Below are 21,310 nucleotides of genomic sequence, written 5' to 3'. Positions count from 1 at the left end.
CGCCAAAGTGGCCCTGCTTATAAAGGAAGCGAGAGTTTACCAGAAATTTCGACAAGCGAGCGATGCGACGGAAGGCGAAACAGACTATAACCCTGCTAGCCAGAATTCATGGGGCATTCTGGGCATTTTGGAAACAAATTGTTAAATCCAGCCACTGCAACCTCCGTTAACTCGACAAACCCCTATATGCACTCTATTTTTCAAGGAGACAACTCCGACTGTGCGAGGAGGGAGTACAACGAAGAATCACACTTTTGGCTGATCAACACTTGCCACTGTGTCGCTATAGTCGATGCTACAGAAATTGGTTTAAAGCGCTGGCCAGGATTTCAGACAAATAAGCAGAACAGGCAACAGAGCGGAATTCAGGGGCCGACCGGTTCCGTCTACGCCGGATATAACGATACAACAACAGGAAAAGGTTCCACCCATGTTCAAGAAAACTCTAATAAGTCTTGCCGTGGCTTCTACGCTTGGGTTAACGGGCTGTTTTGATAGCGGCAGCAGCGACAAGAACGCAAATTCAAGCCCAAAAAACACAAAGACCGCTATCGATGGGAAGACTTGGCCGATTTTTAATCCGGCGACGAGCAAACTGCCTCTGCCCAACGACTTAATTTTTGATAGCGAACAAGGCGATGGAACCTTTGGTGTTGCCGACTCCAGCCCACCAGTCACAACGGCGCTTAACGAGCTCTCCGGTGCATCAACCGTAGCTCCTGCGGTTATTCAAACCAATGGCCAACTGGACATCAGTACGGTTGTATACGGCAAATCCGTACATCTGATCGAACTGACTTACGGTAGTGAAGACCCGCTGCGCGCCCTTTCTATAGGCGAACCGCCTACGCTGGGCCTGGCCGTCGGCAGCACCCCCGTCTTGGCAAGAGCGGATGTAGAAACGCTGGACGGCACTTCTGCCATTCGCATCCTTCCGCTTGAGCCGCTCAAACCCAAAAAGCGATACGTTGTTCTGATCACCACCGACGTAAAAGACGTTAACGGCGACTCTATTATTCAAGATCCCATTTACTCCAACATAACTGCCGAAGGAACAGCACAGAACCCAAATGCCGGACTGCTTAGCGACGCACTGGGCCCGGTAAGAACGCTGGTCAACAAACTTTGGGAGCCGTTAGCTCTTGCCTACGCCAAGGCAACTGGCTCTCCAATTACTGAAGACCAGATTGCGCTGACCTACAGTTTCACCACGTCTAACGATGAGAAAGCGCTACAGTACATTGCTGAGCCTGCTTCGTGGTTTGCAGACCAACTTAAATCCTTCATTAAAGTATCTGCCGCCTCCCAAGCGGTCGCGGGCGGAGCCGCTGATTACACGGCGGTAAAGGCGACTGTAGATAGTGCCTTTACTGCGTTCCCGAAAATCCCTCTTGGTGATAGCGGGAAAACAGCCGTCGAAGCGCTACCCACTTTATACGGTGACGGCGCGCCGTGCTCGCCCACCGTCTCACCAGGTGGAGATATAGCCGTCAACTGCGCAGCTGTTGCACTTGCATCAAACTTCGCTGCGTCGGGCGCTCTACCAACACCCACAACGATTAACCGAGATGCGAGCGACTTTGATCTGGGTGCACCTGCGCCGGTTGAGCTAGTTTCTGCCGTAGCCTCAAGCACCCTTACAGCGCTCGCTCAAGCAAACCTAGCACCCAATGATGTATTGGCTTTACAAGGCACAATCAAGCTTCCCTACTACTTGGGAACGTCAGGTGCTGACCTGGTGACCAAGTCCTGGGTCGCAGACGACGGCTTGGCAACAGCACTGAACGCTGCATTCACGGGTACAGGGCTATCCATTCCTCAAGCGGACCCGTCCGTATCCACGGCCGTGAACCACATTTTCCCCTTCCCCAAAAAGCAAGCTGATTTAGACGCTCCAGCATTGGTGCTTTACCCGGCGAACCCAACGATTAAAGGCGTTGTGTTGTTCCAACACGGCATCACTACTGATCGGAGTACAGCCCTAACCATCGGCAGCGCCATGGCCGCTAACGGGTATGTTGTGGTTGCTGTGGACCAGCCCCTTCATGGTATTGCACCTATAGATTCCGACGCACAGAAAGCACTGGCAGCCCAATTGATCGATGGAGGTATTGCGGCAGGAGTTCCTTTGACCAATGATGAAACCAGCGTTAGTGCTCTGATCGCAGGCACTCTGAACATAGGGTTTGTAATCCAATCTGGTGCGGCCAGCAATCCGACTGATGCTCAGTCATTGATTGACGATGTTCTCAGCGGGGGAACATCAGGCAACCCAAGCCTTGACGCAGCAATACAGTTCCTAGCCTCAGCTGAGAATACCGTCGAAAATAGCGGCAGTATCATTCCTGGAATTGCGCCACAAGACGGCAACGAGCGTCACTTTGGCTTCTACGCAGCGCAACCCGGCGTGCCCAGCCCAATGACCGAAACGGAAGGAGATTCAGGCAGTCTGTTCATCAACCTGACCAACTTCTTGGGCACTCGCGACAACCTTCGTCAAAGCGTTGTGGATCAAATGAACCTGCGTGCGAGTCTCGCTGGCCTCCAACTTCCGTTGAGCGCTACGAGCAGCATTACCATCACCCCGACCACTCCCGTACTCTTTGTCGGTCATTCACTTGGCACCATAACCGGCGCGCCATTCGTAGCAGCGGTTAACGCCGACCAAATAGAAGACACCATCACTGACGGAACGCCTGAAGGCACATTGCCGTCAGCATTCAACAACATCGCGGGTGCGGCCTTGTTGACGCCGGGCGGCGGTGTCGTTCGCACTCTGGAAAACTCACCTACTTTCGCCCCACGCATTTTGCCTGGCCTTCAAGCAGCTGCAGGTCTGACACAGGGTGATTCTAGTTTGGAGACCTACTTCAATATCTTCCAGGCTGCCGTTGATACCGCGGATCCGATCAACTTTGCGGACAACCTTGCCACCCTGGCAACACCGCTGGCCCTAGTAGAAGCGCCTAATGATAGCGTTATTCCTAACTCGGCTGACGCTATTTGGGGAGGCGCACCACTCAAAGGCAACTTCACAACAGAAAGCGGCGCCAATGTGATGATCGACAGCTTCAACGCTCCGCTAGCCGGCACCCAGCCCCTAGCATTGACTGGAACAGCCGTTTCAACCATTCCAGCCGGTACTCATAGTGGCCCAGTAGACCCTCAGGACGCAGGATTTGCTTCGTTTGTGCAGGAGACACTAACGCTGCTTAACGACACGGTAGCACCGTAAATTCACCAGAAGTCTAAAGCATAAAAAACCGACCCACTGGGTCGGTTTTTTATGCTTAACAGGAAGGCTAGCCACTCAACCAAACCGGATGGGCAACCCCAACTGCCTCTGCCCAACACCATCCCCCCGATCCCTTTCAACAACCATCCCCCGCGCTTTCATCTGCGGATGCTCCGCCGCCTCCTCAATCGTCAGCACCGGCTCCACACAGGCATCCACCTCGGCAAAAATCTCGCGCCACTCGGCAAAGGTTTTCAACGCTACTTTCTGTTTAATGGCGTTCTTTAGCGCCTGCTGCTGTTCCGGGCTCTGACTCAATGCGAAACTTTTCATCTCAGGAATTTCCAAAACGTCACACAAGCGAGCCGAGAATTGAGGTTCCAGACTGCCTACGGACAGCCAGCGGCCATCGCTGGTCTGGTAATAGTCGTAGAAGGTGCCGCCATTGAGCATGCCACTTTCGGGTTTCTGGGTCTGACCACCCGCTATGGCGGCGGCACCGGCCATGGCATTCATCGCAAAAGCGGTATCGGTCATGCTGATATCTACGAATGCGCCCTCACCAGTCTGCTGGCGTTTTATAACGGCTGCAAGTATGCCCATTACTGCATGATGGGAGCCGCCCGCTACGTCGGCTATCTGAATACCCATGGGCGGCGGGCCGCTGTCCGCTCGTCCGCAATGGCTGGCGACACCGGATATCGCAAGGTAATTAATATCGTGCCCGGCCCGGTCTTTGTATGGGCCGGTTTGGCCGTATCCGGTGATGGCGCAATAGATCAGCTTGGGGTTGATGGTTTTGAGTGTCTCGTAACCAATGCCGAGGCGGTCCATCACGCCGGGGCGGAATTGTTCCACCACCACGTCGTACTCCTTAACCAACTCTTTGATCTTGTCGGCGCTGCCTTCTTGCTTCAGGTTGAGCTGAAGGGTTTGCTTGCCACGGCCAAGGTAGGAATACGCCGTGCTGAACTTACCATCAAACGGTGGGATCACTTTCACCAAGTCCACTCTGTCTGGCGCTTCAACGCGAAGCACGTCGGCGCCCATATCGGCCAACATCATGGTGGCGTAAGGTCCGGGTAGTAACGTGCTGAAATCAAGAACTTTCAGTGCATTCAGAGGGGCTGACACGGCAATCTCCTGCTGTTTTGTTAGTCGTTATTTGCGCATAACTTCATGCTGCCGTTTTTTCACGCTCTGGCCAACTACCGGTTTGGCCAATCCCATTGGCAAAATCTTCCATCTTCTCGGTCATTCGAGCGGTTGCATTGTCTTTGCGGGCACTTATGATGAATGTCGTCTCGCAAAAGGTTCATTTATGTCTGCACTTACGGTTTCCAAACACTTTGTTGAAGCATCCCTCACGGGCGCTGAGCGCTTGGGTCTGGATGTTCGTGAGATGTTGCTGGATGCCGGAATCTCACCCGACTTGTTGCGCATAGAAAAAGCACGAGTAAACAGCGACCAATTCAGCCGATTGATGCAAGTCATCTGGGCCAGAACTGGCGATGAGTTGATGGGCATGGGGCCACGGCGAGCCAGATCAGGCACCTTCGCCACCATGTGTGAACTGGCGATTAACTGTCAGACATTGGAAGAGGTGTTGCGGAAAACTTACCAGTTTTCACGCCTGTTCGAGCCCATGGCTGGCATGATGCTTGAGGTTCACGAAAACAACGCCCGCCTTGTATCAAAGATTGAAGGAGAATATTGCGACCCAGACCATTTCCTTCAAGAAAGCGTGCCTGTGATCTGGCACCGGCTCGCCAGCTGGCTGATTGGGCAACCCGTGGAGCTTGAGAAAGCAGAGTTCCACTACCCCAGACCGGAGCACGGCGATGAATTACGGCATGTTTTCCGGTGCCCGCTGGCGTTCGAATCGGACTGCACCGCCCTCACCTTCAACAAACGTTTTCTGTCGGCACCGGTGATTCGGGACAAGCCCGAGATGTACCAATTTCTGAAAACCTCACCAGCGGATTTGTTATCCCGCCCCGATGAAAGCAACACTTGGACAGGCCGTATTCGTGGCTTGATTGGCCGGGATTTCTCAGCGCCTATGCCAGACTTCGACTGGATAGCCCAAGAACTGCACACCAGCCCGCAAACGTTAAGGCGGCGGCTCAAGCAAGAGAATACGTCGTTTCAAGAGATCAAGGATTTACTTCGGCGGGATATGGCCATCTATTACCTGAGCCATCAAGACTTACCGATTAATGATATCGCGGAGCGCGTGGGTTTCACCGAACCGTCTACCTTCCACCGTGCGTTTAAAAAGTGGACTGGCGTTACCCCGGGCGCCTGGCGTGATGGCGAACGGGGCAATCTAGCTACGAGCTAAACGCTCAATTACCTGAGTTACCTTGCTGCAGGTTACGAATGAGGCGCCCCAAAGTTTGGGCAATTTCACTGACTTTTGCCTGATTCGGAGCCAGTTGGAACAGACGCGAACCGTCCCGTGGATCGTATATCCAGCATGCGCCTACGACAGCCTCACAATCCCAGCGAGGCTGAGGATTCACACCATAGACTGGCAAGGGACTGGTTGTACGAACCAGCTTACCGTCGATTTCCCGTCGCACCTGCTGGATCGTAAGCTCGCTGCCATTGATGGTCACCCGATATTGAATATCCGCCGGCCTATCCAATCGCACAACGGCTTTGTCTTTTCGCCAACCGTTGGCATCCAGTAAGGCATTCAGATGAATGGAAAGCGCTTCTCGATCGGTCTTCGCAAGATACAACCTGCGCAGGCTTGCCAGATTTTCTCCGCCGGCGGGCTCGATCACCGCCACCGGCTCTTTAGCAGCCAATTCACCTTCAACTAATGCGCGGGCGTTCGCTTTGCTTTGTTTCTCGATATCCGTGATCAGCGTCAGTGACTGCTGATAATGCTGGCCTTCCGCTCCGACACGACTCACGTATCCTTCAAGAGCAGAGCGTGCTTCATTGAAATGTTTGGCTTGCAGCATGGCCCTGCCACGGTAATACAAATATTCGGCGGGTTTCTCGCCTTTCATGGCCTGAAGCCTGTTCAGATACTCGCCTGCTTCACTCCAGCGCTCAGCGCCCACGGCGTCTTCGGTCGCCAGCATGAGCCGGCGAATTTCGTGTTCTGGTTCCAGCGCCTGAGCCTGACCGGCGCCAATCAATGAACAGAACAACACCAATCCGACGAACCATGAACGGGCCGCCGGCGTACGCCGCTTACGTGTTAACAACATACTGTTACTCCTGATGACTATCGGTGCTGCTTGTGATCATGTCCGCTGACTCAGAATCACGGCGGGACTCGACCTGGTCCACACCCTCAACATCATCGGCATCCACTTCGGCTTGCTCAACAATACTTTTCGGCAGCTCCTTTTTTACCCTAACGCCCAACTCCACAAACCGGTTAGCCTGAGAGATCAGATTACCACGGCCTCGGGTCAGGGTATTCATCGCATTATCATACGTGCCCTGCGCCGTATGTAGTTGGCTGCCAAGCCGCTCCATGGCTTCCACAAACACCCTCAACTTGTCGTACACCGCACCCGCACGATCGGCAATACGACGAGCGTTCTGACTCTGCCGCTCATAACGCCAGATGTTTTCGATGGTGCGCAATGTCGCCAATAAGGTGGTGGGCGTTACCACAATAATCTTTCTATCGAATGCTTCAGCGAACAAGTTATCATCTTGCTGAAAAGCAGCCACAAACGCCGGTTCGATGGGCATGAACAACAAAACGAAGTCCGGTGAGTGCAGCCCATTGAGCTGACTGTAATCTTTCTCGCTCAGGCTTCGAATATGGTTTCTCACCGCTTCAACGTGGTGTTTCAGGGCTTGCTCCCGAGCCTCCTCATCGTCGGCGATGACCCATTGCTGGTAGGCCACCAGCGACACTTTGGAATCAACCACCAGATTGCGTTGGTCTGGCAGGTGAACGATCACATCCGGTCGCAGCAACTGATTGTCGCTATCGCGATAACTACCCTGGGTTTCGTACTCGATCCCTTTGCGCAATCCTGAACGCTCAAGCACCCTTTCGAGAATCAACTCGCCCCAGTTACCCTGAACCTTCTTATCGCCCTTCAACGCTTTAGTCAGATTAGCCGCTTCTTCGGTAATTTGCCGGTTCAGATCTTGTAGGGATTTAATTTCACTTCGCAGTGCCTGGCGGTCTCGGGTTTCAGTGGTGTAGACATCTTCTACCCGTTTGCGGAAATCCTGAAGCTGATCCCGGAAAGGATTAAGCAACGAGTCCAGACTGGATTTTGATTGCTGACTGAATCGCTCGCTTTTCTGATCAAATATACGATTCGCCAGGTTCTCAAATTCCTGTTTGAGGCTATCGCGGTTCTTTTCCAACAGCTCCAGTTTTTCGTTGGCGGCCCGGCGCTCCTTGGCCAGCGTGACCTCTTGCTCTCGAAGGTCTGCCTTCAGAGTGGAGACCTGATCCCGCCAACTGTCTACGGCACGCTCAAGTTTCTCTACCTGCGCCTGCTTCTCCGCCAGAGTATTTTCGAGATACTGCACTTCCTGCTCATGCAACGCTTGCGCTTGATCAACCGCCCTCCGTCGCTCGTCCGCTTCGCAAACAGCTTGCTCTGTCTGCTCTAGCACACCGCGCAACGCATTCATTCTGGATGTTTTATGGATCAGTAGCCCAAGCAGCCCGCAGAAGGCGACCAGCAGCGCCACGCTTCCTCCCAAGATAATTTGCGGGTTAGTTGTACTGAACTGAGCGAATCCCTCTACCACTGGCGGCAACTCCTAAGCATGCATCTGGTGAATCAAGGCGGTTATCAATAGTCAGAACGTGACAGTCTACCCCAGGGATTTATCTTTTGGGGGATATTGGGCCAACCCCGCAAAAGCAGGCTCGACTGTTTGGCATTTAAGGTAATTCGCCTCAAAGGCTATAGACGCATGGCGTAAATTCATCTAAAAAGAATGAAATTGCTATCTATTTACGGATGGCTAGCTAGCCAAGTGCTCACCAGCAGGACTAGAGCATGTTGAAAGAACTCTGGAGAAAACTGGGATCAGACTTTCTGCAAACGAATACCACTGCAGATGGATCGTGCTGGGCACAAGGTCAAACACCTGGGCGCCGCAGTGGTGCCAAAATGCTGCCTCACATCACCCATACTGGCGAATTTCACCTCGAACGGCTTAACCAGTTAATGCGCGACCGTTACGATCACACCTTTACCGCACCGGACAACCCTGCTGCGAATGACGAAACACTTAAAGACGTCATCAGCTATGCCTCCCGCATTCAGGACCAGGACATACAGCGCGAACTCCTGCTGTTCTACCTCAATTGTTCGCCGGTGATTCAGGAGTACCTTCGCTCCGAAACCACCCTCGGAACTGGTTCATTTCTTGGCAAATAAGCCCGCGCCTTAACCATCTGTAAAGGCGCAGAACATTCCGCTTGCTGTATACTCACGTTCCTGAACGACAACACAATGAAGGCTGACCGGAAAAACTCCACGACCGGTTTATCGCTCAGTCAATTCAGGGGATATACATGGGTGACAGGTTCTTCAAACCTCGACCAATAATTGCTTTCGGTATGACAGCGCTTATTCTGGCTCTGTCCGGATGTACCGCCGACCAATACTTCATGGTTCCCAAGGAAGGGGTCGATGACATGCGTGCCTCGCTAAACAATCAGCGAGCCACACTCGTGACGATGGAAAATAACGCCGGTGTACGTCACGAACAAATGCTGGACCACCAACAGCAATCCACACAAACGATTCTGGACGCCATAGCCACTCAGGTTGAAAAACCCACCTGCCCCCCGGTTGTGCAGCGCAGTTGCCCCTCTGTCCCCAAAGATCCCGGCCGAGCAGACCGCCTGAAAGGCAAAGTTGTTGTAGGGGAAGTCGAGAAGTTATACCTGGCGGACTCCGACACGGTCTACACCGCCCGTATCGACAGTGGTGCTGAGACTTCGTCAATAAACGCCCGAAACGTAAAGCGATTTGAACGCGATGGCGGCAACTGGGTCAGATTTGAAGTCCCGGTTCCTGGTACATCGGCTGAAGAGTGGGTGACTCTGGAGAAAGAAATCTCCCGCCGAGTCAAAATCATACAATCCGCCGCTGATGAGGCGGAGCGGCGCGTTGTGGTGGAGCTTCAATTCGCCATTGGCGACCATGAGCAAGTTGCCGAATTTACACTGGCAGATCGAACAAACCTCACCTACGAAGTATTAATTGGTCGTAATGTGTTGCGAGATGTCATGTTAATCGATGTCGGCAAAGAGTTCGCTACCGAACTCCCTAAAAGCTACCTTAACAAAGCCCCTAAGGGAGATGACGCATGACCGTGAGGTCCCGCATTCCATTTTATGTTGCTGTGTTTCTTCTCATCACCGCGGGGCTGTCCGTTGCAACGTGGCGACATTTCGAAATGGGCATCCCGTGGATGACCGGTGAACAGCAACCGGTATGGATGGTTGAAGCCCGAGTGGACTTCCAAGGGTATGGTGACTCTGCACAGGTCAACTTACATGTGCCACAACAACCTCCCGGCTTCCGTATTTTGACCGAGCAGGCCGCGTCACCGGGTTACGGCTTTTCTATTCTCGAGAACAACGGCGGCCGACGCGCGGAATGGACCAAACGAGAAGTGGCCGGCCCACAAACGCTCTACTTCAAAACCCAATTCGTTCCTGATGAAACGATCGTTCAACAACCTCCGACCCGTGTGCCGAAGCCCTATACAGTCTTTTGGGAAGAACCCCAAGCGACCGCCGTAAGAGAGCTGCTGAACCAGGCAACAGAGCGATCAAGCTCTCCGGAAAGTCTGACCCGGGAACTGATCACACTGATGCAACCGGATAACCGCACTCAAAATTCCACCATGCTGGTCTCTGATGAAAACTACCTTCAGGTATTGGTTCGCATGCTTAACCATGCGGGTATCGCGGCTCGCACAGCGGATGCTTTGAAACTTGAGGATGCTCGTAGGCGCCAGCATCTTGTGCCCTTCCTTCAAATATTCAATGGCGAGCGCTGGCTGACGTTTGATCCGCGCACGGCAGAGCAAGGCGTACCAGAAAACCTTCTGCTTTGGCGTCAGGGTTCTGAATCGCTGCTCGATGTAGTCGGTGGCGACACCTCCCAAGTGAGCTTTTCCATGCTCCGCCAAACCATCCCCGCTCTACAGCTAGCAGCGCGTGAAGCGGCCTCTAATGGACTGAGTGCTCTAAGCTTCTACCAGCTTCCCATTGAAGAGCAGAGTATGTTCCGGATGCTCCTGCTGCTGCCGATCGGAGCATTAATGGTCGCGTTCATGCGCATGGTAATCGGTATTCGCACCTCGGGCACCTTTATGCCCGTATTGATTGCCGTCGCTTTTGTCCAAACCACTCTGGTGCCCGGGCTGATCGCTTTTCTGTCAGTTGTTGCCATCGGGCTGCTGCTCAGAGGCTACCTATCAAGCCTGAACCTGCTGCTCGTTTCCCGAATCTCAGCCCTGATCATTCTGGTAATATTCATTACTGCGGGTTTGAGCATCGTCGGATATCAAATGGGCTTTAATACCGGCATGACCGTCACCTTCTTCCCTACGGTGATCATAGCGTGGACCATCGAGCGCATGTCGATCCTCTGGGAAGAGGAAGGTCCTCGGGAGGTCGTTGTTCAAGGTGCAGGCAGCCTGTTCGTTGCCATTTGCGCCTACCTTGCCATGAGCAGACCTCTGGCCGGTCATTTAACCTTTAACTTCCCCGAACTTCATCTCGTCATCCTGGGGCTGATTTTGCTGATGGGCCAATACACCGGCTACAAACTCAGCGAGCTTCGTCGATTCAACCCGATGAAGGCCTACGACTGATATGGACTGGATTTCCCCACGCAGACTGAACCGGATCGGGATGCTGAACATGAACCGGCGCAATGTGGATTACATTGCCCGGTACAATGACCGTTCTTCGTATCCTCTGGTCGATAACAAACTGAAGACCAAGCTGGCCGTCGGTGAATACGACGTTAAAACCCCGAAGTTACTTCAGGTGGTTCGCCAACAACACGAAATTTCGCACTTCCGGGAGATGGCTGCCGACCTTAACGGTTTTGCCATCAAACCTGCCAAAGGCTCAGGCGGAAAAGGCATCACGGTGGTCACAGGGCGCGATGGAGACGACTTCGTCAAAGCCTCTGGCGCCCGGATCCCTGTCGCCATGCTTGAGCGACACCTGACCAACATTCTGGCCGGGCTGTATTCTCTGGCCGGCACCCCCGATGTCGCGATCGTGGAAGACCTAGTGGAATCATCACCCCAACTCGCCAAGTACTCGTTCCAAGGCGTGCCGGACATTCGCATTATCGTGTTTCAGGGATACCCCGTCATGGCCATGCTGAGATTGGCCACCAAGGCCTCAGACGGCAAAGCGAACCTGCACCAAGGCGCAGTCGGAGTTGGTTTAGACCTTGGCACAGGACGAAGTTTGAACGCGGTTCAGTTTAACCGCCCGATTACACTGCACCCGGATACCGGACTGGCGCTCGAGAACATTCAAATCGAGTCTTGGGAGAACATGCTGGAAATGGCCTCTCGCTGTTATGAAGCGACCGGACTGGGCTACATGGGCGTGGACTTAGTGGTAGACGCCCACCAAGGCCCATTACTCCTGGAGCTGAATGCCCGTCCCGGGTTAGCGATTCAGATGGCTAATGGCTGTGGTTTGATGCCCCGTCTGAACGCCATTGAAGGATTGAAACGCCCTCACTTCAGCCCACGCGAAAGGGCACAGTTTGCGATGAAGACCTTCAGCCGCATGTAACAACTGGTAGTCCAGATATAAAAAAACCGGAGCTTATTAAGCTCCGGTTTTTTTTATGCTTAGCTCATCAAATCAGAGCAATTCGCCCCGCTGAATCAGCAGTTTTCGCTCTTGGGAAAGCCCCTTGAGCAAGCCCCACGTCATAATCAGCAAAATCAAGGTAAACGGCAGGCCAGCACTAATCGCCACCGCCTGAATCGCCCCGAGTGCATCATCACCGCCACCGAAGATCAACGCGGCCGCAATAGCACCCTCCATAACAACCCAGAACACACGCTGAGCGGTCGGAGCATCGGTTTTGCCGCCAGCGGTGATGCTGTCGATAACCAGTGAACCGGAATCCGATGAGGTCACGAAGAACACCAGAACCAGAATGATGCCCACGAAGGAAATAATGCCTGTCAGCGGCAGCCCTTCAAACATCTGGAAAGTCGCGAGCGACACATCCGTCAGACCGTTCTCTGCCAGCACACCCACGCCGTTCTGAATCTGCTCCAGCGCAGTGCCGCCAAAGCCGCTCATCCAGACTGTCGTAATCACTGTTGGGATGATCAGCACCGCGGTCACAAACTCACGCACTGTACGACCTTTAGAAACACGCGCGATAAACATACCTACGAACGGTGACCATGAAATCCACCAAGCCCAGTAGAATACGGTCCAACCCTGCATCCACGCGGAGTCTTCACGGCCAAACGGATTACTCAGAGGAACCACATTGGTCACGTAAGAAGAAGACGTGATCCAGATGGTTTCCAGAATCGTCATGGTGGGTCCGGCGAACAGAATAAAGAACAACAACACACCCGCGGTGATCATGTTGATGTTACTCAATACTTTTACACCACCATCAAGGCCGCGCAGAACCGACATCAACGCCAGCGCAGTCACGCCCACAATAATGGCCATTTGAATGTTGGTACCCGCACCCACATCAAACAGATAGTTAAGCCCCGAAGCAGCCTGCTGCGCACCGAAGCCCAAAGACGTTGCCAGACCAAAAATGGTCGCAACCACTGCCAGCACATCAATGATATGACCCGGCCAACCCCACACTCTGTCTTTCAGCAGCGGGAAGAAGGCGGAGCGAATGGTCAGCGGCATGTTCTTGTTAAAGGCAAAGAACGCCAGCGACAATGCAACGATTGCATAGATAGCCCAAGGGTGAAGACCCCAGTGGTACATCGTAGAACCCATGGCCAGATCGCGAGCGGCTGCGGTATTCGCCTCAACATTGAACGGCGTTTCATACCAACCGGTGTAGTACGCCACCGGTTCAGCCACGGCCCAGAACATAAGGCCGATACCCATGCCCGCAGCGAACAGCATGGCAAACCAAGAAATGCGGGTAAATTCAGGCTTCGCGTCCTGACCACCCAAGCGAATTTTACCAACGGGCATGAAGATGAGTGCCAAACTCACCACCACAAAAATGTTGGCGCTCAGCAGGAAGAACCAATCAAAACTGGCGATGATTCCCCACTTTGCCCCATCAAGCGTTTCCTTGGCCAAAGCCGGAAACATCAGAGTTCCTATAACAAACAGCACTACAATCACTGCAGTTACCGGGAACACCCAGTTATGCAGGTCCAGACCGAACGGATTGATATTATCCTGGCCTGCGACGTAGTCCGTCTGATATTCGTCTTTCACTACCTCGCCCACGTGGAGCCTCCTGGTTTTGGTGTGATGTCTGAAAAGTGCGTGATGGGCAGGCCATTCCAACCTGCCCCGAAATATTACAAGCACGTTATCCTATTACTTTGACCTCAAAACATCAAAGTGCGTCTTGTGTTACATCCACCTCAGGAATTATAGACCACGCAAAAATAACCGAAGCCTTATTCCCAACAATTTTCAGCAACTTGCCCACCTCTGGCCTCTCTGGCATATACTGGCCTTATCAACACTCCAAGCCCGCTTGAGGTATTCATGGTTAAAACGACCACCTTCCCTTTTCGCTATTCCGCATACGCACTCAGCATCGCGGGATTGGTCATTTCCCTTCCACTCGCCTTGTGGGCTAGCTCGGGGTACATTTTCCCGGTTGTTTTTGCCGTGCTGACAGCCCTTGGCACCAGAGATCTGCTGCAACGAAAGCACACCGTCAGCCGTAACTACCCGATCATGGCGAACTTCCGGTATCTGCTCGAATCCATAGGGCCCGAAATTCGCCAGTACTTTATACAATCGGATACCGATGAACGGCCGTTCTCCCGAGAGCAGCGCACCATCGTGTACCAGCGCGCAAAAGGTGTACTCGACAAGCGCCCGTTCGGCTCACAACTGTCGATGTATGAAGAGGGTTTTGAATGGATGAATCACTCCTTAACCCCCACCAAACTTAGCTCCAGCGACTTCCGGGTTGTGATCGGCAAGAATTGCGCAAAGCCATACAGCGCTAGCGTTTTCAACATCTCGGCCATGAGCTTTGGCTCCCTTTCTGCGAACGCCATACTGAGCCTGAACGCAGGGGCCAAGAAAGGCGGGTTCTACCATGATACCGGTGAAGGCTCGATCTCTCGTTATCACAAAGAACCGGGCGGAGATCTGGTCTGGGAGATTGGTTCGGGCTACTTTGGCTGCCGCAATCCGGACGGCACCTTCAGTGCTGAGAAGTTTCAGGATAACGCCCGCTTAGACCAGGTAAAAATGATAGAGATCAAACTATCTCAGGGGGCAAAACCTGGGCACGGTGGCATCTTACCCGGTGAAAAAGTCACGGCTGAAATTTCTGAAGCTCGGGGCGTGCCGATGGGAGAAGACTGCGTTTCGCCGTCCAGCCACTCTGCATTTTCTACACCGATAGAACTGCTGGAGTTCATCGAGCAACTGCGAGAACTTTCTGGCGGAAAGCCGGTAGGATTCAAGCTTGCCATCGGACACCCGTGGGAATGGTTCGCCATCGTTAAGGCCATGCTGAAAACTGGCAAACATCCGGACTTCATTGTCGTGGATGGCGGCGAAGGCGGCACTGGCGCAGCCCCTTTGGAGTTCATTAACCGTCTGGGTATGCCTCTGACCGAGGCGCTCTTGCTGGTACATAACACCTTGGTTGGCGCCAACCTCCGTGATGACATCGCCATTGGCGCTGCAGGCAAGATCACCTCCGCCTTCAACATTGCCCGCACTCTGGCCATGGGGGCTGACTGGTGCAACGCTGCCCGCGGTTACATGTTTGCTTTGGGCTGCATTCAGGCGCTGAACTGCCACACCGGGCGTTGCCCGTCGGGCGTTGCCACCCAAGACCCTCGCCGGGGCAACAAGCTGGACGTGCCACTGAAAAGCGAGCGCGTGTACAACTTCCACGCTAAAACACTGGATGCACTTCAAAACCTGCTAGAAGCCTCCGGCCTGAATCACCCTTCGGAGCTAGGCCCGGAACACATCGTCCGCCGAGTATCGAAAACCGAGGTTCAGAGCTATCTGGATCTGTTCCACTATCTTGAACCGGGAATATTACTGGAAGGCGAGACCGGGTTAACCGTGTTCGATAAATACTGGAAGTTCGCGCAACCGAATACCTTCGAGCCGCCGGAATTCGTTCTCAAACTCAGAGAAACAAAGTTGCGGTAATTGTTCTGAAGAAAGTCGCCGCTCACCTGTTTATTTTTATTTGGGGCTGGCGTATACTTCGCTCCCGCTAAGCCACTGAGATAAACCTATTTTCTTGGCGGCAAGCAGTTTACGGGGCGTAGCGCAGCTTGGTAGCGCACTTGCATGGGGTGCAAGGGGTCGTAGGTTCAAATCCTACCGTCCCGACCAGAATTCCCTACTCAAAGCCTGGATCGAAAGATCCGGGCTTTGTTGTTTCTGGCCATTACTCTGCAATCTGATAGCGCCGCTCCGGCCGTCCAACACTGCCATAGGTCACTTCTGCTGTGAGCTTGCCACTTCCTACCATGAATTCAAGGTAGCGCCTCGCGGTTGTCCTCGATGCGCCGATGGCCTTACCCACCTCCTCGGCACTCCAGGGCTCACCATTCCCGATCACGTCCTGAATTTTTTCCAGCGTCAGAGCATCGATGCCTTTTGGCAATCGACCATTCACCGCTTGAGCGTCGTCCTCGCCGGGGCGCGGAATCAAGGCATCGACTTCATTCTGGGCAAGCTGGCTCAACCCGGATAAGTGTTCCATCCGAGCGCGAAAACGGCTAACCGCTTCTTCCAAACGCTCAAACACCAGCGGTTTCAGAATGTAATCGAAAACACCGCCTCTCAGTGCGCTGCGCAAGGTATCGACTTCTTTGGCCGCAGTAATCAGGATGACATCACTGCGGCTGTCTTGCGCTCTGAGCTCTCTTAACAAGTCCAGACCAGTGCCATCCGGAAAATAGACATCCAACAAAATCAAATCCGGAACTAAAACTTCGACCAGATCGCGCGCATCGGCCAAAGTGTGGGCGACACCGCAGAGTTCAACGTGATCAAGCCGTTCGACAAATCTTCTCTGGATTTCCGCAATCTGGCGATCATCTTCAGCAATCAGTATACGAATCGTGTTCAATGGGCACTCCTGGCGACCGGACTCTTCGGTAAGTATAAAGTGAAACGACTGCCAGCATCGGGTAGATTTTCAACGGTTATAGCCCCCCCCCACCGATCAAGAAACTGACGCACCAGGTACAATCCATAGCCGTGTGACTTGGTTGCGTTGTCTTTGCTGGTCACACCCTTTTCAAAAATTCGGTCTCGTTCTCCTTCACCAATACCTGCCCCTTGGTCGTCCACTTCGAAAATCAATTCTTGGCCAAGATCCGTCATTGAGAGCATCACGCTCCCGCCTTCACCTGCGTGCTGGCGCGTCGCTTCCAACGCATTGTCGATCAGGTTGCCCAGCACACTGACCAATTGATCTCGGGGCAAGGTGTCGGGGATGTCACTCATTTGGCTATCCGGGTCTATTTCCAAGTGCAAACCCATTTCCCTGGCCCGATTGTATTTACCTAACAAGCAGCCGGCGATAATCGGGTCAGGCACCGCTTCCAGTAATAGGTGAATCAAGCTCTGGTGATCACTGGTTTCGCGACCAATCAAACTCAAAGCATCCGCATGTGCCCCAATCTGAATCAAGCCTGCGATCGTGTGAAGTTTGTTAGAATATTCATGGGCTTGGCTGCGCAGCGTATCCGCATATTGCTGGATGCGTGTCAGTTGCTGACTGACATGGTCCAGCTCATCACGCAAACGGAAACTGGCCACCACACCAATGGTTTCATCACCCTGCCGCACCGGAAGCCGATTAACCACCATCTGCCGGTTCCGAAGCCATACTTCCCGGTCAAAATCCGGAGTACCGGTCTCCAGTACGGAGAGCAAATCACTGCCCGGCAGAACCTCATGAATCGGCTTTCCAGCCAACGAGGTACCGGCTTCAAACCCAAGGGTTTCAAGCGCTGCACGGTTAACGGTCGTTATCACACCCTCGCGATTAATGGCGATGATTCCCTCACGCACCGACTGTAAGGTGGCATTACGTTCCTCAAACAGGCGGGCAATTTCCTCTGGCTCCAAACCAAAAATTTCCCGTTTGAAACGTCCCGCAATCACGACCGCAACCAGAATGCTGATCAGCAGCATCAAACCAACCATGCCGTAGAATATAAACTTGTAACGCTGAATAGTGTTACTGACCTGCATAACGCTGTAGCCGACCGATACGATCCCGATGATCTCGCCGGTTTCCGGCAACATCACCGGCGCCTTGCCTCGCATGGTCTCGCCCAGGTTACCCACGGCTCTGGAAACGTAGCCGCGGCCGTTTACCAGAGCTTCCCGGCCGTCGTCGCCGTCATCGTCTGCCATCGACAATCCGATTCGATCCGGCGACGGATGCGCCAGCCGGATCGCCCGGCGGTCTCCAACCACAATGAATCGGGCCTCATTCGTGGCCGCCATCGTGGATGCCAGACGGGTCAAGGCTTCGATATCACGCCGTTCTATACCCGAGATAACGGAGGGTGTGGCTGCAACGGTCTTCGCCACCATCAAAGCACGTTGACCGATTTCACTGTACAGAGATTCACTGAGGTAATAACCCGCCACCCCGCCTATCAAAGCGGTCTGCAAGGCACTAACCAGCACCAGCGTGAGGATCATTCGGGTTTTCAGTCTGGTTTTTCTGGCCACGGTCTAATCAGGTTTTGTTGTCATTTAGAGACGAGGTTAAAGCACAAGACACACTTTTGCCCGTGAACTTTATGAACTTAATGGGTTTTAGATTTTTTATAGTCAATACGCCCACAAACTTTTTAGCAAGATGACCACATCTTAACCTACGCCCATTGCTCCTCGGAGTGCGTAAAACAACAATTGAAGGATAACGACTCATGTTTATCAAACGAACTCTTAGTTTCGCAGCTGCAGCCGCATTCAGCATGTCAGCCATGGCGTGGCAGCCTTCCGGTAAGGTCGAATGTCTGGCACCCGCGGATCCGGGCGGCGGCTGGGACTTTACTTGCCGCAGTGTTGGCAACGTCATGCAGTCGCTCAAACTGGTCGAAGGCACAGTACAAACGATCAACATGGCCGGTGCCGGTGGTGGTGTTGCCTACGCTCACACCGTCAGCAAGCGCAATGACGATGACAAACTTCTGGTCGCCGCTTCTACAGCCACCACCACACGCTTGGCACAAAAGCAGTTCCCCGGCCTGGATGCCGACATGGTGAAGTGGGTAGGCGCGTTGGGTGCGGACTACGGCATCATTGCCGTTGGCAAGAACTCTCCCTACAAAACACTGAACGACCTGTTTGAAGCCAGCAAGGCTAATCCGCGTGCTGTGAAGTTTTCCGGTGGCAGCGCCCGTGGCGGCTGGGATCACCTGAAGGTTCTGATTGCGGCCAAGGCCGCCGGCGTTGAGAAACTGCCGTCCATTCCGTACCTGTCTTACAACAACGGCGGCGAAGCCATGACTCAGGTGGTCGGTGGACAGGTCGATGCCTTCACCGGCGATATCTCTGAGGCGACCGGTTTTATGGAATCCGGCGACCTGCGCGTACTGGCCGTGTTGTCAGAAGAGCGCCTGCCGGGTGAATTCAGCGACATTCCCACCGCCCGTGAGCAGGGCATTGATGCGCTAGGCCCGAACTGGCGCGGTTTTTATATGCCCAAAGGCGCCAGCGACGAAGCCAAGCAATACTGGGTTGAAGCCGTCGATACCCTGTACGCCAGTGCTGAATGGAAAGAAGTGATGAAGAGCAACGGCCTGATCCCCTTCCATCCGGATGCGGACAAGTTTGAAGACTTCGTTCATAAACAGGTGCAGGAAATCAACGACCTGTCCCGCGAAATTGGGCTGATGAAATGAGCGGATTGAATGACCGCGTACTCGGCTTGGGCCTTTTGGTCCTGGCCGTGGCCTACGGCTGGGCTGCGCAGCAGTGGCCCGAGCCGTTCGGCGGCTCCCACGGCATGGGGCCCGAAACCTTCCCGACCATTTTGTCGTTCATTCTGGTCATTGGCAGCCTGTACTTGATGGTAAAACCAGATCAGGACACACCGTGGCCGCGGGGCAAGACAGCTCTGGAACTTCTGTTCTCAGTGATCGTATTGGTTATCTATGCCCTGCTTCTCGAGCCACTGGGGTTTGTTATCTCCACCACATTGACCGTTAGCGCCTTGAGCTGGCGCATGGGAGCAGCTCCACGCAGCGCCTTTCTGACCGGTCTGATCAGCGCGATCGTGGTGTACGGTTTGTTTAACTACGGATTGTCACTGAGCCTGCCCGCCGGCCTGTTGGAGTTCAGCTAATGGAAACTCTCGGTTTTTTGATAGACGGGTTTGCGGTGGCATTGACCCCCTACAACCTGATGTACGCATTATTTGGCGCCTTTGTCGGAACGCTGATCGGCTGCCTGCCTGGCCTCGGCCCGGCCAACGGCGTAGCCATCCTGATCCCGCTGGCGTTTACTCTGGGATTGCCTCCGGAAACCTCCATGATTCTGCTCACATCGGTGTATGCCGGAGCCATGTACGGGGGACGCATCTCGTCGATCCTGCTGAACATCCCGGGCGATGAGCCCGCGATGATGACATGCCTAGACGGTTACCCGATGGCGCAGAAAGGCCGGGCGGCCGATGCCTTGGCGATCTCAGCCATCGCTTCGTTTTCCGGCGGACTGATCGGCACCATCGGCCTGATCATGCTAGCGCCGGTGTTAGCGAAGTTTGCCCTGACCTTCGGCCCAGCGGAATACTTCGCGCTGTTCGTACTGGCGTTTGCCACATTAGGCGGCATCACGGGCAAGAATCCGATGAAAACGGTCATAGCAGCGGCGATAGGCATTATGATTTCCACCGTTGGTATCGACATTTCTACCGGCACTCAGCGCTACACCTTTGGCGTACTGGAGCTGTATGAAGGTATCGATTTCATCCTGGCCATAGTGGGTCTGTTTGCGATCTCCGAGTTGCTGTTTTTCGTAGAGTCGCGCCTTGGAAGTGGCCATAAGAAAGTGAACGTGGGCAAGCTGACGCTTTCCTTTAAGGAACTGATCACCACGATCCCCTCACAGCTTCGTGGCGGCGTCCTGGGCTTCATCGCCGGTGTTTTGCCCGGTGCCGGCGCTTCGCTGGGCAGCTTTATCAGCTATACCTTGGAAAAACGGGCTGTCGGCAAAAAAGGCAACTTCGGAAGTGGCGACATTCGCGGGGTTGTAGCCCCCGAAGCCGGCAACAACGGTGCCGCATCCGGGGCCTTGGTGCCTATGTTGACACTCGGGGTACCTGGCAGCGGCACGACCGCAGTTCTTCTGGCGATGCTGATTTCCCTCAACATCACACCGGGCCCGCTAATGTTCACTCAGAATGCGGATATAGTCTGGGGTGTTATTGCGGCGTTATTGATCGGTAACGTATTGCTGCTATTGCTAAACGTTCCGATGATTGGCGTGTTCGTTCGGCTGCTGTCGATACCACCGATGTTTCTGCTTCCCATTGTCACGATGGTTGCGTTCGTGGGCATTTACTCCATCAGCAACAGCACCTTTGATCTCTACTTTATGGTGGCGTTCGGGGTGGCAGGGTACTTCCTGCGTAAGCTCGAGATACCGCTCGTGCCCATTATTCTTGGCTTACTATTGGGGCCGGAAATGGAGAAAAACCTGGGGCATGCGCTGATTCTGTCGGACGGTGACTGGAGCACGCTCTGGAGCAGCCCGCTGGCTTTGGGACTTTGGATAGTTGCTGGTCTAGGTCTGGCATTGCCAGTGATCGTTGGCCCACTTCTGAGACGCCGAATGAAATCTGCGATTGAGGAAGGCCCGGTTAGTGATTAACTAACCCC

16 protein-coding genes and 1 tRNA gene are annotated in these 21,310 nt (G+C 53.8%); 11 read left to right on the top strand and 6 right to left on the bottom strand.

From position 1 onward, the window contains the following. Positions 1-430 precede the first annotated feature (430 nt). Positions 431-3,235 carry a hypothetical protein gene (locus VOI14_RS14110; protein ID WP_323752683.1) on the top strand — a complete coding sequence of 935 codons (2,805 nt, stop codon included), beginning with the start codon at positions 431-433 and terminating at the stop codon, positions 3,233-3,235. Positions 3,236-3,310: 75 nt separating this feature from the next. Here the strand turns inward: VOI14_RS14110 and VOI14_RS14105 are convergent, their stop codons facing one another. Then, positions 3,311-4,369: a CaiB/BaiF CoA-transferase family protein gene (locus VOI14_RS14105; RefSeq protein WP_323752682.1), complete on the bottom strand. Its 1,059-nt coding sequence runs from the start codon at positions 4,367-4,369 to the stop codon at positions 3,311-3,313. Between the two features lie 187 nt (positions 4,370-4,556). Here VOI14_RS14105 and VOI14_RS14100 point away from each other — a divergent pair, with 187 nt between their 5' ends. After that, positions 4,557-5,579, top strand: coding sequence for an AraC family transcriptional regulator (locus VOI14_RS14100; protein WP_323752681.1), 1,023 nt, complete (start codon positions 4,557-4,559; stop codon positions 5,577-5,579). Between the two features lie 4 nt (positions 5,580-5,583). Here the strand turns inward: VOI14_RS14100 and VOI14_RS14095 are convergent, their stop codons facing one another. Both VOI14_RS14095 and rmuC read right to left on the bottom strand, forming a co-directional pair. After that, complete coding sequence (locus tag VOI14_RS14095) at positions 5,584-6,462, bottom strand: hypothetical protein (protein WP_323752680.1); 879 nt, start codon at positions 6,460-6,462, stop codon at positions 5,584-5,586. Positions 6,463-6,466: 4 nt separating this feature from the next. Further along, positions 6,467-7,924, bottom strand: coding sequence for a DNA recombination protein RmuC (gene rmuC / locus VOI14_RS14090; protein WP_323752679.1), 1,458 nt, complete (start codon positions 7,922-7,924; stop codon positions 6,467-6,469). 314 nt (positions 7,925-8,238) lie between these two features. On the opposite strand from rmuC, the gene VOI14_RS14085 reads away from it, so the two are divergent. From VOI14_RS14085 to VOI14_RS14070, 4 genes are all read left to right on the top strand, one after another. Next, the gene (locus tag VOI14_RS14085; protein WP_323752678.1) at positions 8,239-8,622 is read left to right on the top strand and encodes a hypothetical protein; all 384 of its coding nucleotides are present in this window, start codon (positions 8,239-8,241) and stop codon (positions 8,620-8,622) included. Between the two features lie 137 nt (positions 8,623-8,759). After that, complete coding sequence (locus VOI14_RS14080) at positions 8,760-9,563, top strand: ATP-dependent zinc protease (protein ID WP_323752677.1); 804 nt, start codon at positions 8,760-8,762, stop codon at positions 9,561-9,563. After that, entirely contained in the window at positions 9,560-11,077 is a 1,518-nt protein-coding gene (locus VOI14_RS14075; RefSeq protein WP_133006045.1) for an inactive transglutaminase family protein, read from the top strand. Before VOI14_RS14080 ends, VOI14_RS14075 begins: the two co-directional genes overlap by 4 nt. Before the next feature lies 1 nt (position 11,078). Then, positions 11,079-12,026 carry an alpha-L-glutamate ligase-like protein gene (locus VOI14_RS14070; RefSeq protein ID WP_323752676.1) on the top strand — a complete coding sequence of 316 codons (948 nt, stop codon included), beginning with the start codon at positions 11,079-11,081 and terminating at the stop codon, positions 12,024-12,026. Between the two features lie 72 nt (positions 12,027-12,098). On the opposite strand, the gene VOI14_RS14065 is transcribed toward VOI14_RS14070, so the two are convergent. Further along, entirely contained in the window at positions 12,099-13,691 is a 1,593-nt protein-coding gene (locus VOI14_RS14065) for a BCCT family transporter (protein ID WP_323752675.1), read from the bottom strand. Positions 13,692-13,958: 267 nt separating this feature from the next. Here VOI14_RS14065 and VOI14_RS14060 point away from each other — a divergent pair, with 267 nt between their 5' ends. Together VOI14_RS14060 and VOI14_RS14055 are read left to right on the top strand one after the other, a co-directional pair. Then, complete coding sequence (locus VOI14_RS14060) at positions 13,959-15,602, top strand: FMN-binding glutamate synthase family protein (RefSeq protein ID WP_323752674.1); 1,644 nt, start codon at positions 13,959-13,961, stop codon at positions 15,600-15,602. Positions 15,603-15,714: 112 nt separating this feature from the next. Next, positions 15,715-15,791 (top strand) — tRNA-Pro (locus VOI14_RS14055). A gap of 55 nt (positions 15,792-15,846) precedes the next feature. Here the strand turns inward: VOI14_RS14055 and VOI14_RS14050 are convergent. Further along, on the bottom strand, positions 15,847-16,533 hold the full coding sequence (locus VOI14_RS14050; RefSeq protein ID WP_323752673.1) for a response regulator: 687 nt from the start codon (positions 16,531-16,533) through the stop codon (positions 15,847-15,849). Continuing rightward, the gene (locus VOI14_RS14045) at positions 16,530-18,125 is read right to left on the bottom strand and encodes a sensor histidine kinase (protein ID WP_323752703.1); all 1,596 of its coding nucleotides are present in this window, start codon (positions 18,123-18,125) and stop codon (positions 16,530-16,532) included. The genes VOI14_RS14050 and VOI14_RS14045 overlap by 4 nt, the downstream gene beginning before the upstream one ends. Positions 18,126-18,355: 230 nt before the next feature. On the opposite strand from VOI14_RS14045, the gene VOI14_RS14040 reads away from it, so the two are divergent. Genes VOI14_RS14040 through VOI14_RS14030 form a run of 3 tightly spaced genes read left to right on the top strand, consistent with a single transcriptional unit; the run spans position 18,356 to position 21,302 of the window. Beyond that, positions 18,356-19,333 (top strand): Bug family tripartite tricarboxylate transporter substrate binding protein, encoded by a 978-nt coding sequence (locus tag VOI14_RS14040; protein ID WP_323752672.1) that lies wholly within the window; start codon positions 18,356-18,358, stop codon positions 19,331-19,333. Then, complete coding sequence (locus VOI14_RS14035; RefSeq protein WP_323752671.1) at positions 19,330-19,776, top strand: tripartite tricarboxylate transporter TctB family protein; 447 nt, start codon at positions 19,330-19,332, stop codon at positions 19,774-19,776. Before VOI14_RS14040 ends, VOI14_RS14035 begins: the two co-directional genes overlap by 4 nt. Beyond that, positions 19,776-21,302, top strand: coding sequence for a tripartite tricarboxylate transporter permease (locus tag VOI14_RS14030; RefSeq protein WP_323752670.1), 1,527 nt, complete (start codon positions 19,776-19,778; stop codon positions 21,300-21,302). The genes VOI14_RS14035 and VOI14_RS14030 overlap by 1 nt, the downstream gene beginning before the upstream one ends. Positions 21,303-21,310 lie beyond the last annotated feature (8 nt).

This window comes from Marinobacter sp. (genome assembly GCF_034669625.1).
Lineage (GTDB): Bacteria > Pseudomonadota > Gammaproteobacteria > Pseudomonadales > Oleiphilaceae > Marinobacter.
Note: the sequence above shows the minus strand (reverse complement) of the source record. Positions and strands in the feature narration are given on the sequence as shown.

What these genes read in the sequence shown, in the direction of transcription:
- VOI14_RS14070 (WP_323752676.1), top strand. Translation starts at nt 11,079, where the DNA reads ATGGACTGGATTTCCCCACGCAGACTGAACCGGATCGGGATGCTGAAC.
- VOI14_RS14040 (WP_323752672.1), top strand. Translation starts at nt 18,356, where the DNA reads ATGTTTATCAAACGAACTCTTAGTTTCGCAGCTGCAGCCGCATTCAGC.
- VOI14_RS14060 (WP_323752674.1), top strand. Translation starts at nt 13,959, where the DNA reads ATGGTTAAAACGACCACCTTCCCTTTTCGCTATTCCGCATACGCACTC.
- VOI14_RS14100 (WP_323752681.1), top strand. Translation starts at nt 4,557, where the DNA reads ATGTCTGCACTTACGGTTTCCAAACACTTTGTTGAAGCATCCCTCACG.
- VOI14_RS14080 (WP_323752677.1), top strand. Translation starts at nt 8,760, where the DNA reads ATGGGTGACAGGTTCTTCAAACCTCGACCAATAATTGCTTTCGGTATG.
- VOI14_RS14035 (WP_323752671.1), top strand. Translation starts at nt 19,330, where the DNA reads ATGAGCGGATTGAATGACCGCGTACTCGGCTTGGGCCTTTTGGTCCTG.
- VOI14_RS14085 (WP_323752678.1), top strand. Translation starts at nt 8,239, where the DNA reads ATGTTGAAAGAACTCTGGAGAAAACTGGGATCAGACTTTCTGCAAACG.
- VOI14_RS14110 (WP_323752683.1), top strand. Translation starts at nt 431, where the DNA reads ATGTTCAAGAAAACTCTAATAAGTCTTGCCGTGGCTTCTACGCTTGGG.
- VOI14_RS14045 (WP_323752703.1), bottom strand. Translation starts at nt 18,125, where the DNA reads ATGATCCTCACGCTGGTGCTGGTTAGTGCCTTGCAGACCGCTTTGATA.
- VOI14_RS14075 (WP_133006045.1), top strand. Translation starts at nt 9,560, where the DNA reads ATGACCGTGAGGTCCCGCATTCCATTTTATGTTGCTGTGTTTCTTCTC.
- VOI14_RS14030 (WP_323752670.1), top strand. Translation starts at nt 19,776, where the DNA reads ATGGAAACTCTCGGTTTTTTGATAGACGGGTTTGCGGTGGCATTGACC.
- VOI14_RS14095 (WP_323752680.1), bottom strand. Translation starts at nt 6,462, where the DNA reads ATGTTGTTAACACGTAAGCGGCGTACGCCGGCGGCCCGTTCATGGTTC.